At 71.2% G+C, this 15885-nt stretch carries 11 protein-coding genes; 5 read left to right on the top strand and 6 right to left on the bottom strand.

Translation table 11 applies throughout. The features are described 5' to 3' along the window. Positions 1-28: 28 nt before the first annotated feature. Positions 29-997 carry a GlxA family transcriptional regulator gene (locus IE278_RS14360; protein WP_189772301.1) on the bottom strand — a complete coding sequence of 323 codons (969 nt, stop codon included), beginning with the start codon at positions 995-997 and terminating at the stop codon, positions 29-31. Between the two features lie 161 nt (positions 998-1158). Here IE278_RS14360 and IE278_RS14355 point away from each other — a divergent pair, with 161 nt between their 5' ends. From IE278_RS14355 to IE278_RS14350, 3 genes are all read left to right on the top strand, one after another. Then, complete coding sequence (locus IE278_RS14355) at positions 1159-2025, top strand: SCO6745 family protein (RefSeq protein WP_189772299.1); 867 nt, start codon at positions 1159-1161, stop codon at positions 2023-2025. Between the two features lie 108 nt (positions 2026-2133). Continuing rightward, entirely contained in the window at positions 2134-2277 is a 144-nt protein-coding gene (locus IE278_RS42940; RefSeq protein WP_248776454.1) for an LPFR motif small protein, read from the top strand. A 192-nt stretch (positions 2278-2469) separates the two neighbouring features. Then, the gene (locus IE278_RS14350) at positions 2470-4875 is read left to right on the top strand and encodes a Tex family protein (RefSeq protein ID WP_189772297.1); all 2406 of its coding nucleotides are present in this window, start codon (positions 2470-2472) and stop codon (positions 4873-4875) included. Positions 4876-5092: 217 nt separating this feature from the next. Here IE278_RS14350 and IE278_RS14345 read toward each other — a convergent pair whose 3' ends face one another. Together IE278_RS14345 and IE278_RS14340 are read right to left on the bottom strand one after the other, a co-directional pair. Further along, positions 5093-6733 carry an ABC-F family ATP-binding cassette domain-containing protein gene (locus tag IE278_RS14345; RefSeq protein WP_189772295.1) on the bottom strand — a complete coding sequence of 547 codons (1641 nt, stop codon included), beginning with the start codon at positions 6731-6733 and terminating at the stop codon, positions 5093-5095. Positions 6734-6805: 72 nt separating this feature from the next. Further along, positions 6806-7825: an oxidoreductase gene (locus IE278_RS14340; protein ID WP_189772294.1), complete on the bottom strand. Its 1020-nt coding sequence runs from the start codon at positions 7823-7825 to the stop codon at positions 6806-6808. A gap of 66 nt (positions 7826-7891) precedes the next feature. Here IE278_RS14340 and IE278_RS14335 point away from each other — a divergent pair, with 66 nt between their 5' ends. Further along, positions 7892-8887 (top strand): FAD-dependent oxidoreductase, encoded by a 996-nt coding sequence (locus IE278_RS14335; RefSeq protein ID WP_189772292.1) that lies wholly within the window; start codon positions 7892-7894, stop codon positions 8885-8887. Between the two features lie 105 nt (positions 8888-8992). Here the strand turns inward: IE278_RS14335 and IE278_RS14330 are convergent, their stop codons facing one another. The 3 genes from IE278_RS14330 to IE278_RS14320 all read right to left on the bottom strand — a co-directional run bounded on the left by IE278_RS14330 (position 8993) and on the right by IE278_RS14320 (position 14104). Beyond that, complete coding sequence (locus IE278_RS14330; protein ID WP_189772290.1) at positions 8993-10723, bottom strand: BCCT family transporter; 1731 nt, start codon at positions 10721-10723, stop codon at positions 8993-8995. Between the two features lie 88 nt (positions 10724-10811). After that, the gene (locus tag IE278_RS14325) at positions 10812-12113 is read right to left on the bottom strand and encodes a M14 family metallopeptidase (protein ID WP_189772288.1); all 1302 of its coding nucleotides are present in this window, start codon (positions 12111-12113) and stop codon (positions 10812-10814) included. Between the two features lie 14 nt (positions 12114-12127). Then, a complete protein-coding gene (locus IE278_RS14320; RefSeq protein ID WP_246570314.1) occupies positions 12128-14104 on the bottom strand; it encodes a Xaa-Pro dipeptidyl-peptidase in 1977 nt (658 codons plus the stop codon). Between the two features lie 230 nt (positions 14105-14334). On the opposite strand from IE278_RS14320, the gene IE278_RS14315 reads away from it, so the two are divergent. Beyond that, entirely contained in the window at positions 14335-15840 is a 1506-nt protein-coding gene (locus IE278_RS14315; RefSeq protein ID WP_189772286.1) for a M1 family metallopeptidase, read from the top strand. The last annotated feature ends 45 nt before the right edge of the window (positions 15841-15885 follow it).

Below are 15885 nucleotides of genomic sequence, written 5' to 3'. Positions count from 1 at the left end.
CCTGACGGGGCGACCGTGCGCGTCCGCCTCAGGGGGCGGTCGCCGGGTAGAAGCGGCGGCGGTACTCCGTCGGGGCCGTGCCCAGGGTTTTCACGAAGGCTCGGCGCATGGCTTCCGGGGTGCCGTAGCCGCTGGTCCGGGCGATCTCCTCGACGCCGTCGGTGGTGTCCTCCAGGAGGCGGCGGGCGTGTTCGAGGCGGACCGAGTCGACATAGCGCCCGGGAGTCGTACCGGTCTCGGCCTGGAAGGCCCGGGCGAAGTGGCGGGGCGACAGCCGGGCGCGGGCCGCGAGCTTCTCCACGCACAGGTCGTCGCCCGGATGCTCGGTGATCCACTGCTGGACGTCCCTCAGGGGCGCGCGCCGGGCCGTCTGGGCGGACAGCTGGGCGCTGAACTGGGCCTGGTTCCCCGGACGCCTGAGGAAGACCACCAGATGGCGGGCCACGGCGAGCGCCGTCTCCCGGCCGACGTCCTCCTCGACCAGCGCGAGGGCGAGGTCGATCCCGGCGGTGACCCCGGCCGAGGTGGCGATCCTGCCGTCGCGTACGTAGATCGGATCGGGGTCCACCTCCACGGCCGGGTGGTCGCGGGCGAGGCGCTCGCAGTAGGCCCAGTGGGTCGTCACCCGGTGCCCGTCCAGGAGGCCGGCCTCGGCGAGCAGGATCGCCCCGGTGCAGACGGAGACCAGCCGTTCGGCGCGCGGACCGTGCTCGCGCAGCCAGTCGAGCACGCGCGGATCCGGGCCGCGTGAGCCCCGCCCGCCCGGGACGAGCAGGGTGTGCGGTGCCGGGGCGTCGACGAGCGCGTGGTCGGGGACCAGGGTCAGCCCGCTGGAGGTGCGCACCGGCCAGCCGTCCAGGGAGGCGGTGCGCACGCGGTACGTCTCCCCTGGCGCGCCGACCTGGAGGTCCGCGCCCGCGAAGACCTCCACGGGGCCGGTGACGTCGAGGCTCTGGACGCCGTCGAAGAGGACGAGGAGGACGGTTCGGTGCGCCATGTGCCCGATTCTTCGCGGGTGCACGGATGGCCGCAATGACGAGTACCCCACCTTTTCTGCCATCCGGCGAACCCGTCGCCTCCGCCCTCGGCCGCCGCTCCCTGGGCCGGTTGGGCGCCCCACCGTTCCCTACGTACCAACCAGTCGGTAACGTGCGGAGCATGACGACAGCCCTGCCGGAGCGTGCCGGACGCCGATGCCACAACGTCCTCAACCCGCTGCACTCGTGCCAGTACTTCTCCCCCGACCTCGGTACGGAGCTGGCCGCGGTCGGGGTGACGGACCGCAGCGCCGCCTACTTCGCGGTGCGCGCCGCGGCCATGGGGGCGGTGGGCGCGGGCACGGTCACGGCCACCTTCTACAACTTCCGCCATGAGCTGGTGGCACGGCATGTGCCCGAAGTGTGGCGGACCGCCTCTCCGGAGGTGGTGCTCGCGGCACGTGAGCGTGCCGCGGACACGACGCTGCGACGGCTGCTCGGGGACGAGGTCATCGCCTCCAAGGAGGTCGCCGAGGCGGCGGCGCTCGCCCTGCGCGCCGCAGAGGCGTGCACCAGGACCGCGCGCCCCCTCTACGCCGCCCACGCCGATCTGCCGGTGCCCGACGCACCGCACCTCGCGCTCTGGCACGCGGCCACGCTGCTGCGCGAGCACCGGGGCGACGGGCACCTCGCGGTGCTGCTCGGCGCGGAACTCGATCCCATGGAGGCGCTGGTGAGCCACACCGCCACCGGCAAGGGCATGGCGCCGAAGTGGGTCATGTCCACCCGTGGCTGGCACCGTGAGGACTGGGACGCGGCCTGCGACCGGCTCCGGGAGCGGGGGCTGCTCACCGCCGAGGGCGAACTGACGCCGGAAGGTGTCACCCTCCGTAAGGAGATCGAGGCGAGCACGGACCGCCTGGACTCGGCTCCCTACGAACATCTGGGCGCCGCCGGTGTCGAGCGCCTCACGGCACTGGGTACGGGGCTGACCTCGACGGCGCTGGCCGCCGGCGCGTTCCCCCAGAGCGCGTTCGGCAAGGGCTGAACTCCCGCGCGCGCAGAGGATTCTGAAAGTCCGTGGGGTTCGGAAGCGGTATCCGAGGTACCCGTGAGTCTCCCGGCCGTACCGATCGGGAGACGAAAGGGGTAGCTCGTGTTCCGTGCCATCGCAGACGTGTTCCGGCAGATCGGCGGGGCCGTCGCCACAGTGGTGACGCTTCCGTTCCGGGCAGTGGCCCGGCTGTTCGGCGGCGCCTCCAGCTCCACGCGCCGCGGCGGACGTACACGCAGGGCCTGACCGAAGACCGCTTCGGGAGCCGGACATGCCAAGGGCGTGTCCGGCTCCTCGCATGTCCGGGCACGTCCGGCCCGCATGTCCGGCCTGCGCGCTCACAGGCCCTGGCACGTCCGGTGCGCCCTTGATCCCCCGTTGTCGGTGCCACCTGCCACAATTGCCGCGCAACCTCAGTCAAGAAGGCGGTACGGGATCGTGACGACACCCCTCGTAGGGTCCATCGAAGGCAGGATCGCCGAGGAACTCGGCGTACGGGAGCGGCAGGTCAAGGCGGCCGTCGACTTGCTCGACGGCGGCTCGACGGTGCCTTTCATCGCCCGCTACCGCAAGGAAGCGACCGAGATGCTCGACGACGAGCAGCTGCGCACGCTGGAAGAGCGGCTGCGCTATCTCCGGGAGCTGGAGGAGCGGCGCTCGGCGATCCTCGACTCGGTGCGTGAGCAGGGCAAGCTCACCGAGGAGCTGGCGGCCCGGATCCAGGGCGCGGAGACCAAGGCGCGGCTGGAGGACATCTACCTGCCGTTCAAGCCGAAGCGGCGCACGAAGGCGCAGATCGCCCGTGAGGCGGGCCTTGAGCCGCTCGCCGAAGGGCTTCTCAAGGACCCGTCCGTCGATCCGGTCGCCGCGGCCACCGCCTTCGTCGACGCCGACAAGGGCGTCGCGGACCCGCAAGCCGCCCTGGACGGCGCCCGCTCGATCCTCACCGAGCGGTTCTCGGAGGACGCCGACCTGATCGGCGAGCTGCGCGAACGCATGTGGGTGCGCGGCCGGCTGGCCGCCAAGGTCAAGGACGGCAAGGAGGAGGCGGGCGCCAAGTTCGCCGACTACTTCGACTTCAGCGAGCCCTTCAAGGCGCTGCCCTCGCACCGCGTCCTCGCCATGCTCCGCGGCGAGAAGGAGGACGTCCTGGACCTCGTCCTGGAGCCCGAGGAGCCGTCCGAGCAGCCCGGCCCGTCCTCGTACGAGGGGATCGTCGCGCAGCGCTTCGGGATCGCCGACCGGGGCCGGCCTGGCGACAAGTGGCTGACGGACACGGTCCGCTGGGCCTGGCGCACCCGGCTCCTGGTCCACCTGGGCATCGACCTGCGGTTGCGGCTGCGCACGGCCGCCGAGGACGAGGCGGTCAACGTCTTCGCGACGAACCTGCGCGACCTGCTGCTCGCCGCCCCGGCGGGCACGCGCTCGACACTCGGGCTCGACCCGGGCTTCCGTACGGGGGTGAAGGTCGCCGTGGTCGACGCCACCGGCAAGGCCGTCGCCACGGACGTCATCCACCCGCACGTCCCGGCGAACCGGTGGGACGAGGCCATCGCCAAGCTGGCCCGCCTCGCCAAGGAGCACGCGGTCGAGCTGATCGCCATCGGCAACGGCACGGCGTCCCGCGAGACGGACAAGCTCGCGGGGGAGCTGATCGCCAAGCACCCGGAGCTGAACCTCACCAAGGTGATGGTGTCCGAGGCCGGGGCGTCCGTGTACTCGGCGTCGGCGTTCGCGTCGCAGGAGCTGCCCGGCATGGACGTGTCGCTGCGCGGCGCCGTCTCCATCGCCCGGCGTCTGCAGGACCCGCTCGCCGAGCTGGTGAAGATCGACCCGAAGTCGATCGGTGTCGGCCAGTACCAGCACGACCTGTCCGAGGTGAAGCTCTCGCGCTCCCTCGACGCGGTCGTCGAGGACTGTGTGAACGGCGTCGGCGTGGACGTGAACACGGCGTCCACTCCCCTGCTCACCCGGGTCTCCGGCATCACCTCCGGGCTCGCCGAGAACATCGTGGCGCACCGCGATGCCAACGGCCCGTTCACCTCACGCACCGCGCTGAAGAAGGTGGCCAGGCTCGGCCCCAAGGCGTACGAGCAGTGCGCGGGCTTCCTGCGGATCCGCGGCGGCGACGACCCGCTGGACGCGTCGAGCGTGCACCCCGAGGCGTACCCCGTGGTGCGGCGGATGGTGAAGACGGCGGGCAGCGGGGTCGGGTCGCTGATCGGCAACACGGGGGCGCTGCGCTCGCTGAAGCCGACCGACTTCGTGGACGAGAAGTTCGGGCTGCCCACCGTGACGGACATCCTGCGGGAGCTGGAGAAGCCGGGGCGCGACCCGCGGCCCGCCTTCAAGACGGCGACCTTCAAGGACGGGGTCGAGAAGATCGCCGACCTGGAGCCGGGGATGGTGCTGGAGGGGGTCGTCACGAACGTGGCCGCGTTCGGGGCGTTCGTCGATGTGGGCGTGCATCAGGACGGGCTCGTGCACGTCTCCGCGATGTCCAAGACGTTCGTCAAGGATCCGCGGGACGTGGTGAAGTCCGGGGACATCGTGAAGGTGAAGGTGCTTGAGGTCGATATTCCGCGCAAGCGGATCTCTTTGACCTTGCGGTTGGACGACGACGCGTCGGCGGCGGGGCAGGAGGGTGGCTCCGGGCGGCCTCAGCGGGGTGGGGGCGGGCGGGCGCCTCAGCAGCGGGGCCGTGCCGGCGGCGGGGGCGGGGGTGGTCGGGGGGCGCGTCAGGCGGGGTCCGCGTCTGCGCCCGCGCCTGGGAACAGTGCGATGGCTGATGCCTTGCGGCGGGCGGGGCTTGGTGAGCCGAAGGGGCGTGCGGGGCGGGGGTGAGTTTTGGCCCTGCCGGGCCCGGGCCGTTGTGCGGTGCGGGTTCGGCGGGGCCGGTCGCGCAGTTCCCCGCGCCCCTAAAGGCGAAAGACTGCGCCGTTCCCCGCGCCCCTGAAAGCGAAAGACTGCGCCGTTCCCCGCGCCCCTGAAAGCAAAGGACTGCGCCGTTCCCGCGCCCCAAAGACAAAGGATTGCGCCGTTCCCCGCGCCCCTTACGGGGCTAGAGCTCAGCTACCTTTCCCGCTGTTACCTCCAGGCGGCGGGTGGTGCGGACCGCGTTCAGCATGCGGCGGTCGTGGGTTACCAGGAGGAGCGTGCCCTCGTAGGTGTCCAGGGCTGATTCGAGTTGTTCGATCGCCGGGAGGTCCAGGTGGTTGGTCGGTTCGTCCAGGACCAGGAGGTTGACGCCTCGGCCCTGGAGCAGGGCCAGGGCTGAGCGGGTACGTTCGCCCGGCGAGAGGCCGGCCGCCGGGCGCAGGACGTGTTCCGCCTTGAGGCCGAACTTGGCCAGGAGCGTACGCACCTCGGCCGGCTCGGTGTCGGGGACGGCCGCGCAGAACGCGTCGAGCAGGGCCTCCGTGCCGTGGAACAGCTTGCGGGCCTGGTCGACCTCGCCGACGATCACGCCCGAGCCGAGCGTGGCGTGCCCCGAGTCCAGCGGTACCCGGCCGAGCAGGGCGCCGAGCAGCGTGGACTTGCCGGCGCCGTTCACGCCGGTGACGGCGACCCGGTCCGCCCAGTCGATCTGGAGCGTGGCGGGGCCGAAGGTGAAGTCGCCCCGCCGGACCTCGGCGTCGCGCAGGGTGGCGACCACGGAACCGGAGCGCGGGGCCGCCGCGATCTCCATCCGCAGCTCCCACTCCTTGCGCGGCTCCTCCACCACGTCGAGGCGCTCGATCATGCGCTGGGTCTGCCGGGCCTTCGCGGCCTGCTTCTCGCTGGCCTCGCTGCGGAACTTGCGGCCGATCTTGTCGTTGTCGTTGTTCGCCTTGCGCCGGGCGTTCTTGACGCCCTTGTCCATCCAGGAGCGCTGCATCTGAGCACGGCCCTCCAGGGCGGACCGTTTGTCGGCGTACTCCTCGAAGCCCTCGCGGGCGTGCCGGCGGGCCACGTCCCGCTCTTCGAGATAGGCCTCGTAGCCGCCGCCGTACAGGGTGATCTGCTGCTGGGCCAGGTCGAGTTCGAGGACCTTGGTGACCGTGCGGGTGAGGAACTCGCGGTCGTGGCTGACGACGACCGTGCCCGCGCGCAGCCCGGAGACGAAGCGTTCAAGGCGCTCCAGACCGTCCAGGTCGAGGTCGTTGGTCGGCTCGTCGAGCAGGAACACGTCGTAACGGGAGAGGAGGAGCGAGGCGAGTCCGGCGCGGGCCGCCTGGCCGCCGGAGAGCGAGGTCATCGGCTGGTCCAGGCCGACGGCGAGGCCGAGCGAGTCGGCGACCTCCTCGGCCCGCTCGTCCAGGTCGGCGCCGCCGAGCGCGAGCCACCGCTCCAGGCTGTCCGCGTACGCGTCGTCCGCGCCCGGTGCCCCGTCGACGAGCGCCTGCGTGGCCTCGTCCATCACCCGCTGGGCCTCGGCCACGCCGGTGCGGCGCGCCAGGAACTCCCGTACGGACTCGCCGGGCCTGCGCTCCGGTTCCTGCGGCAGATGGCCGACGGCCGCCGACGGCGGGGAGAGCCGCAGCTCGCCCTCCTCGGGCTTGTCGAGACCGGCGAGCATCCGGAGCAGGGTGGACTTGCCCGCGCCGTTGGCACCGACGAGACCGATCACGTCGCCGGGCGCGACGACGAGGTCGAGTTCGGCGAAGAGGGTGCGGTCGCCGTGGCCGGCGGCGAGGTTCTTGGCGACGAGGGTGGCAGTCATCAGGGTGCCGATCCTAATCGCCGGGGCCGGGCGCCCGCGCCCGGGCTTCCCCGCACGCCCGCGCCCGGGCCGTCAGTGGGCCATCGCCTCCACCAGTACGCTGCCGGAGGTCCGCGCCACGATGAAGGACTCCCCTCTGGTCGCCTTCGTGTCCAGCGGAAGCCGGTGGCGGCCCGCTTCCAGGACGCCGTCGAACACCTCGTGCATATGGGTGCGGTAGAGGCGGTCCAGCCGGTACGCGGTCAGCTGGACCCGGCAGGGTGAGGTGACCTCGACGCCCGCCTCACCGTCGGCGGCGACCAGCCGCGTCAGCCGGCGCTGTTCCCGGGGGCTGCGGTCCAGGGCGTTCTCTATCTGGGCGACCAGGAGCGGGACGATGGGGGCCAGCCCCTCGACGTACGCGACGTCGACACCGGCCTGCTCGAAGGAGCGCCGGACGTCGGCACGTTGCTGCTCGGTGACGGCCCGCCCGAAGGCGACCGCTCCGTAGGTGCGCAGTTCGTCGGGGGGCACGCCGGCGGCGTCCCGGGTGATGTCGGCGCCGATGCCGATGATGCGCAGGGCGGCGGCGAGCTTGGCCAGGACGGCGGCCCGCGTACCGATGAGCAGGACCCGGCGGCGCGCGCCCCCTGCGTCGGCGAGCAGGGAGCCCAGGGCGGCACGGTATTCGTCGCCGTGGAAACGGAAGGGGCCGAGGCCGTGATAGCCGTTCCGTTCGAGGTCCGGGTGTTCGTCGGTCTGCCACGCGAAGTCGCGCCAGACGTAGTCGTCGCCGTGCCGGTCGATCACGGCGGTCACGGCACCGCAGGCGAGGTCCTCGCACTCCGGGCAGCCGTATATGACGTACCGGCCGCCCTCCAGCGGAGGGTCGGCTTCCAGCAGCAGGCTCTGCACCTGGGCGATGAAGATCGCGGGTGGTACGTCGGAGGCGAGGGGGGACACGGCGTCGAGGTCGGAGAGCTGGTACAGCAGCGGGCGTCCGTCGACGATGAAGTCGACGAAGTCCCGGTGCGCCTGGTAGTCACCGTTGGCAAGTACCCCACCGGCACGCATCGCCGGTGCCAGGCCGAAGGTCGCGTACTCGGCAGACATGCTGTGAGTATTCCCGGACTGGGCCAACTCTGAGCACGGCATGACATATTCCGCTAACGTCCCCGCGTGGCGGAAGATCGAAGCGGTGACGTGATCGTGGTCGGCAGCGGGGTCATAGGGCTCACGACGGCCCTCGTACTCGCCGAGAGCGGCAGACGCGTACGGATCTGGACGCGGGAGCCCGCCGAGCGGACCACCTCGGCCGTTGCGGGCGCGCTGTGGTGGCCGTACGCCATCGAGCCGCAGGATCTCGCGCGGACGTGGGCCTTGCGATCACTGTCCGTGTACGAGGAGTTGGCGGCGCGGCCCGACGAGACGGGCGTACGCCTGGTCGAAGGGGTCATGGGCGAGACGCGGCTTGACGAACACGGGTCCTGGGCCGCGGCCCGGCTGCCGGGGCTGCGGGCGTCCACGGCCGAGGAGTACGGCGGTTCGGGGCTGTGGGCCCGGCTGCCGCTGATCGACATGCCGGTGCATCTGGGGTGGCTGCGGGCGCGGTTCCTGCGGGCGGGCGGGGTGGTCGAGTCACGGACGGTGACGGACCTGGCGGAGGCTCGGGCGGCGGCCCCTGTGGTCGTCAACTGCGCGGGGCTGGGGGCGCGGGAGCTTGTGGGGGATCCGGCGGTCCGGCCCGTGCGGGGGCAGTTGGTGATCGTGGAGAACCCGGGGATACGGACATGGCTGGTGTCGACGGACGCGGTGGCGGGGACGACCACGTATCTCTTTCCGCAGCCGGGGCGGTTGGTGCTGGGCGGGACCACGGATGCCGGGGAGTCGTCCCTTGAGCCTGATCCCGCGGTGGCCGCGGGAATCGTCGCGCGGTGCGCGGTGCTCCGGCCGGAGGTGGCGGGGGCGCGGGTTCTGGGGCATCGGGTGGGGGTGCGGCCTGTGCGGTTCGCTGTGCGGCTCGAACGGGATGCCTGCGGGGGTGGGGTGCTGGTGCACAACTATGGGCACGGTGGGGGTGGGGTGACGGTGGCGTGGGGGTGTGCGGAGGTTGCCCTGGAGCTTGTGGAGGGCTCCGCCGGGGGCCGTGTACAGGCGCGGGTCCGCCGCGGCTGAGGTCGCGCAGTTCCCCGCGCCCCTCAAGACAAAAGATTGCGCAGTTCCCCGCGCCCCCAGGTACCTGGGGGCGCGGGGAACTGCGCAGGGCCGGCCGACGTGGGGCTACGTGTGGTCGTGGCCCAAGGGGTCGCCTCCCGTTTCCGTGCCCGCTCCCGGGCCGACCCGGATCTCGAAGTCGCCGTCATACTTCTTGTGGCCCTCGATCACGGCCAGTTCGACCGCCTCGGACCCCATCTCGTTGCGCACGATGACCGGGTCCCGCCGCAGATCGCGCATGAGGGCGATGCACATGCCGATCATCACGAGGACAAAGGGCGCGGCGGCCAGGATCGTGAGGTTCTGCAGACCGGTGAGCGCGTCACCGTTGCCGCTGCCGACGAGCAGCATGATCGCGGCCACGGCGCCGGTCACCACACCCCAGAACACCACGACGAAACGGCCGGGTTCGAGCGCGCCCTTCTGGGAGAGCGTGCCCATGACGATGGACGCGGCGTCGGCTCCGGAGACGAAGAAGATGCCGACGAGGATCATCACGAGCAGGCTGGTGACCGTCGCGATGGGGAACTCCTGGAGGACACCGAAGAGCTGGCCCTCAGGGGTGGACTCGCCCGCGAGCGCGCCGCCCTCCTTCAGCTTCATCGCCGTACCGCCGAAGATCGCGAACCAGACGAGGCTGACCGTGCTGGGCACGAGGATGACGCCGCCGACGAACTGCCGGATGGTGCGGCCACGGCTGATGCGGGCGATGAACATGCCGACGAAGGGCGTCCAGGAGATCCACCACGCCCAGTAGAAGACGGTCCAGCTGCCGAGCCAGTCGGCGACGCCCTTGCCGCCGCTGGCCTCGGTGCGGCCGGCGAGCTGGGGCAGGTCACCGAGGTAGGAGAAGATCGAGGTGGGCAGCAGGTCGAGCACGATGATCGTGGGGCCCGCGATGAACACGAAGACCGCGAGCACCAGGGCCAGCACCATGTTGATGTTGGACAGCCACTGGATGCCCTTCTCCACACCGGAGACGGCCGAGGCGACGAACGCCACGGTCAGCACGGCGATGATGGAGACGAGCAGTCCGTTGCTCACCTTGTCCAGCCAGTCCAGCTCGGTGAAGCCGGAGCCGATCTGGAGGGCGCCGAGGCCCAGCGAGGCGGCCGATCCGAAGACGGTGGCGATGATGGCGAGGATGTCGATCGCGCGGCCGGCCGAGCCGTTCGCGTGCTTCTCGCCGATGAGCGGGGTGAAGACGGCGCTGATGGTCTGGCGCCGGCGTTTGCGGTAGGTGCTGTAGGCGATGGCGAGGCCGACCACCGCGTAGATCGCCCACGGGTGCAGGGTCCAGTGGAAGAGGGTGGTGGCCATCGCCGTCTCCATGCGTTCCGCGGAGTCGGCGGGCGTGGTGCCCGGCGGGGGTGTCGTGTAGTGCGAGAGCGGCTCGCTCACGCCGTAGAACATGAGCCCGATGCCCATGCCGGCGCTGAACATCATCGCCACCCAGGAGACGGTTCGGAACTCGGGCTCCTCGCCCTCGGCACCGAGGTGGATTCTTCCGTAGCGGCTGATCGCGAGCCACAGCGCGAAGACCACGAAACAGGAGGCCGCGAGCATGAACGCCCAGCCGCCGTTGTGAATCAGGCCGTTGAGCATGGTCGTGGAGGCGCTCTCCAGGGAGTCGGTGGCCACCGCTCCCCAGACCACGAACGCCACGGTGAGCGCGGCCGTGACGCCGAACACCACCCGGTCTGTCTGGGGGCGGGCGCCCCGGCCCGTCGAGTCCGGTCCGCCGGGGACGCCCGACGGATCGCCCCGGCCTCCTCTGTCCTTCAGATCTTCGGTCATCGGCGGCACCTTCCCTGGAAAGCTTTAGGACACACATTCCTGTTCGTGTGCCTACGACCTACCACAGGTGCCGCCGATCCCAACCGCCTCAGCAGCGGGTGTCGGGCTCCGCGACCGTCAGGTGGTACGGCGCACGCTCGTCGAGCAGCAGCGGGACGAGGGCACGCAGGGACTGGCGCAGTGGTACGCGGGCTCCTGCGCCGTCGGAGTCCCGGCGCGCCGTGACGCCGTGCAGGGCCAGTTCGTCCTTGATGTCCGCGTACTGGTCCGCCGTCAGCCGGTAGGCGCAGGGCGGGTCCGCGATGGTCTCGGACGGTTCGGCCGGGTCGTTGTCGGCGCCTCCCGTGTAGACCGGTCCGGTGTCCCGGTAGCCGGCCAGCCGCGCCGCCGACGTGGCCGCCCCGAGCCGGCCGCGCCGTTCGTCGGTGAAGTCGAACAGGCCTCCCAGCGCGGCCAGTTGGGAGTGCACGCGGCGCCGGTTGTTGAGCGCCTCGTCGGCCTTCTCGGCGTCCGTGAGGGGGTCGACCCGGCTCTCGATGAGCAGTCCGACGCCGTGCTTGACGCCGGACATGTTCCGCAGGATCCGCTCCTGTCCGTCACCGGCCACCTGCTGGATCGGGTCGCCGGTCACCGGGTCGGTCCAGATGCCGTACGTCCCGGTCGAGTAGCCGGCGGCCTGCGCGGCGGGCCGTACGTACGTCTGCGAGAGGGTCTGTGCCTCGTCGTGCACGGCCGGGTCGGTGTTGAGGTTGCGCGGCCAGAGGTCGAAGAGGTCCTTGTCGTAGTAGGGGGGTGTGGCTCCGTACTCGTGCAGGTCGTAGACCACGTCGGGCCGCCGGTCGCGGACGACGGCGGCCATCGCGCGCCCCTCGGCCGTCCGCAGCGCGAGGTGGTCGCGGTTGATGTCGACGCCGTCGCTGTTGCCGCGGGTGTCGGCGGCGCGGCCGTCCGGGTTGGCGGTGGGCACGACGAGCAGCGTGGTGCGGTCGAGGAACCGGCGGGTGCTCGTGTCCTTCGCGTACGCGAGGTCGCGGACGGTGGTGAGGCAGGCCTCGCGCCCGGAGGGTTCGTCGCCGTGCTGGCTGCAGACGAGGAGCACGGTGGTGGCGGCGTGCGGGTTGCCGACGCGTACGAGCTGGACGGGCCGGTTCTGTTTCGTGGTGCCGATCCGGCTGAGCGAGACCCGCTCGCTCGCCCGGTCGACGGCGGCGAGGAAGGTCTGCTCCTCGAGCTGGGTGGTCCAGCGTGCTCCGTCGGTCTGCTCGAATCCGGTGAGCGGCGGGCGTTCGGCCGCGTGGGCCGGCGCCGCCAGGAGGGGTGCGGTGAGCGCCGCCGCCGTGAGGGCCAGGACCGCGGTTCGGCGGGCCGTCGTCGGTCGCTGTCGTGTCATCGGTCGCTGTCGTGTCATCGGTCGGTGCCTCCGGGGACGTCTCCGGGGACGCGGTGGGTGGCGCGGGGTTCGCCGACTCCGTCGAGGATCGCGCCGGGCGTGATGTACGAGGATCCCGAGGTGGCGCGGGCGAAGGCGGCGGCGCCTCCGACGAGCGGCACACCGGCCGACGTACGGGACAGGTCGAGCGTGAGCGTCGGGGTGGTCGACGGCGGGTCGATGAGGCCCTGGTCGGTGCCGGCGACGATCAGTGCGAGCCGGTGCCCCTTGGGGACGACGTGGTCGCTCGCGTGCAGGTCGAGGGTGATGGTGTAGGCCTTGCCCGGGGTGAGCGGCTCGCCCTTCGTGGCGGAGGAGTGGTTGCCGAGGTCGGCCCAGCCACGACTGAACACCGTGTACTCGACGTCGGTGTTCCTGGCCGCGGTCTCCCTGAAGCAGGAGCTGTCGCCCGTGGTGCTCGGCCCCCAGCAGGTGCGCTCGGTGAGTGTCGTGATGCCCTCGCCCGCGGCGGCGTAGTCGCGGATCGTGTCGGGGCCGAGGTCGACGAGGACCGCGGACAGATGGGCGCTCGTCGTGGTCGGCGTGGCGGTGACGGTCACCTTGGAGGAGCCGGACAGCCGCACGTCCCGGGTGAGCGGCCTGGTGGTGAAGCCGGCTTTGGCGGACGTGGAGCGGTCGATCTCGGCGGCCCAGTCGGTCTCGTCCTGGCCCGGGTCGTCGGTGAAGGTCTCGGTGCCCGATCCGGTACGCAGGGAGAGGGTGCCGACGCCCGCCTGCTCGCCCTTGCCCGGGCGCAGCTTCACGGTGTCGGTGCTCCGCGGCGGCCAGACGTTCGAGGTGACCCACTGGTCGGGGGCGCGCTCTATGTCGGCCATGGGCTCGTCGTCGACGCCGTTGTCGTAGCCGAGGAGTTCGTGGTCGAACCAGCGGTGCAGGGTGTCGGCCCAGGCGGCACGACGGAAGTCGAAGGGGTCGACGTGGCCGGTCTGGGACAGCCAGATCTTGCGGTCGACGCCGTTCTTGGCGAGGCCGTCCCACCACTGGCCGAAGTGCTTCGGGCGGACGTTGAGGTCCTGCATGCCGTGGATGACGAAGACGCTGGCGTCGACCTTGCGGACGTCCTTCACGTAGTCGCGCTCGGTCCAGAACGTCGTCCAGTCTCCGGTGCGCGGGGCCCCGTCGACGATCTTCTGCTGGACGGCGGCGCACCTGGCGCGGGCCTCGGGGCTCTCGACGTAGTCCGACAGCCATTCGGGGCCGGAGTCGTAGAGGGGGGCGCCCTTGGCGAAGTAGTAGTCGTACCAGGAGGAGATGGCGGCGATCGGGACGATCGTCTCCAGGCCCTCGACCCCGGTGGCGGCGACGCCGTTGGCGATGGTGCCGTCGTAGCTCTTGCCGATCATGCCGGTTCTGCCGTTGGTCCAGCCGGCCTTGGCCTTCGTGGTCCCGGTCCGGGAGGTGTATCCCTTGCCGCGGCCGTTCAGCCAGTCGACGACGGCCTTGGCGGACTGGACGTCGGAGCGGCCTCCGACGTCCACGCAGCCGTCGGAGCGGTTGGTGCCGGCGAGGTCGACGGCGACGAAGGCGTAGCCGCGCGGTACGAAGTAGTTGTCGTAGTACAGCGGCATCTGGACGACGTTGCCGTCGGCGTCGTACGTCTTGCGCTGGCTCTCGTTGCCGCGGCCGCAGCAGGAGTAGTACGGGCTGGCGTCCATGATCACGGGAACCTTGCGGCCCTGCTGGGCGGGCTCGCTCGGGCGGACGATGTCGACGGCGACGCGGTCGGTCCTTCCGTCGCTGTCGCCGTCGAGCCCGGTGTCCACCCAGACGGACTCACGGACCGCGTTCTCGTACGAATAGACGGGGGTGCTCTCCCGCGGAGCGCTCTGGGCGGTGGCCGGGGTGAGGAGTGTGGCCATCAGGGCGGCGGTGGCCGCCGTCGCGAGCGATCTCCAGGTGATGGGGCGCATGTAGCGCGCAGGTGTCCGCATGCGCGGAAGGTACTCCGGTCAACTCCTGTGCAAAAGGGGGCCGATTGGGGTGTCGGCCTGCTAATTGTGTGTGGCTTGAAAGGTGCGTCGGGCCGGATCGCGTGTGTTGGCGGCACACATGTCGGCCGAATGGCGATCGTGTGACAGGAGCGGCCGTGGACAGGGGTGGGCCCACAGCGCGTGAATAGGCTCCGGACAGACTCCGTGCTCCCGACGACTTGGAGCTTGACGTGCATCGCAGACTCATCGCCCCGGGCGCGTTCGTGGCCTCCCTGCTGCTGGCGGTCCCGGCGTCCGCCGCGAGCTGGTCTCCCGGGGCGCCGGGCATCGGCGACCCCTACTACCCGGCGTACGGCAACGGCGGATACGACGTCTCCCACTACGACCTGCGGCTCACCTACCAGCCGCGGACGGACCGTCTCGAAGGCACGGCGACCCTGCTGGCGAGGACCACCCAGGATCTCTCGCGCTTCGATCTGGACTTCCTGCTCGATGTGAGCGAGGTGCGGGTCAACGGCGCCAAGGCGTCGTTCACGGCATCGGGCGAGCACGAACTGGAGATCACGCCGAAGAACCCGCTGCCCGCCGGTACGGCCGTCACGGTCGTGGTGCGCTACAGCGGGGTGCCGTCCACGAAGTCGGCGTACGGGTTCACCAGCTGGCACCGCACCCCGGACGGCGGGGTCGGCGCGAACGAGCCCGAGGCGGCCTGGTGGTGGTTCCCCAGCAACGACCATCCGCTGGACAAGGCCACGTACGACGTGTCGGTCGCCGTGCCGGACGGTTCCCAGGCCATCTCCAACGGCACGCTGCAGTCGACCACCTCGCGGGCGGGCTGGACCCGCTACAGCTGGCGTTCCGACAAGCCGCAGGCCACGTACCTCGCCACGCTGGCCGTCGGGAAGTTCGACGTCACGACCGGCACGTCGGAGAGCGGCATCCCGATCGTCAACGCGTACAGCAAGGACCTGGGCGGCAACTACGGGGCCGCGCGGGCGAGCATCGAGCGGACCGGGGAGGTCGCCGACTGGCTGGCCGAGTACTTCGGGCCTTATCCGTTCAACGCTTTGGGTGGGTATGTCCCCAACACGAACACCGGGTACGCGCTGGAGACGCAGACCCGGCCGTTCTACAGCCCGCGGCAGTTCGCGAGCGGCACGAACGTGTCCGTGGTCGTCCATGAGCTGGCCCACCAGTGGTACGGCGACTCCGTCTCGGTCGACGGCTGGAAGGACATCTGGATCAACGAGGGCTTCGCGCGGTACGCGCAGTGGCTGTGGTCGGAGCACGAGGGCGAGGGCACGGCGCAGGAGATCGCGGACTACGTGTACGCGTCGCGGCCCGCGGAGGACCCGTTCTGGACCGTGAGGCCCGGGGACCCGGGGCCGGAGAACCAGTTCCACATCGCGGTGTACGACCGTGGGGCGCTGGCGTTGCAGGCGCTGCGGAACGAGGTCGGGGACGAGGTGTTCTTCGCCGTTCTGAAGGGCTGGCCGAAGCGGTACGCGTACGGCAACGCGACCGTGGGTGACTTCGTGCGGTACGCCGAGTCGGTGTCGGGGCAGCCGCTCACGGCGCTGTTCGACACGTGGTTGTACCAGCCGTCGAAGCCGGGGGCACCCGCTGCGCGGGCTGCTTCCATCGCGCCGGGGGCAGAGGGGGGTTCGGGGTCGGCTCCTGTGCGGCCGAAGTCGTGGAAGAAGATCGCCGCGACCAATTCCGTGCACGAGCACTGAGTGTTCCGGTGCGTGCGGCTCCGCCGGGGGGGGGCAGGGGGTGGG

The sequence above is a fragment of the Streptomyces tauricus genome (assembly GCF_014650955.1).
GTDB lineage: Bacteria > Actinomycetota > Actinomycetes > Streptomycetales > Streptomycetaceae > Streptomyces > Streptomyces tauricus.
The sequence above is the reverse complement of the archived record's forward strand: the minus strand, read 5'-3'. Positions and strand labels throughout refer to the sequence as shown.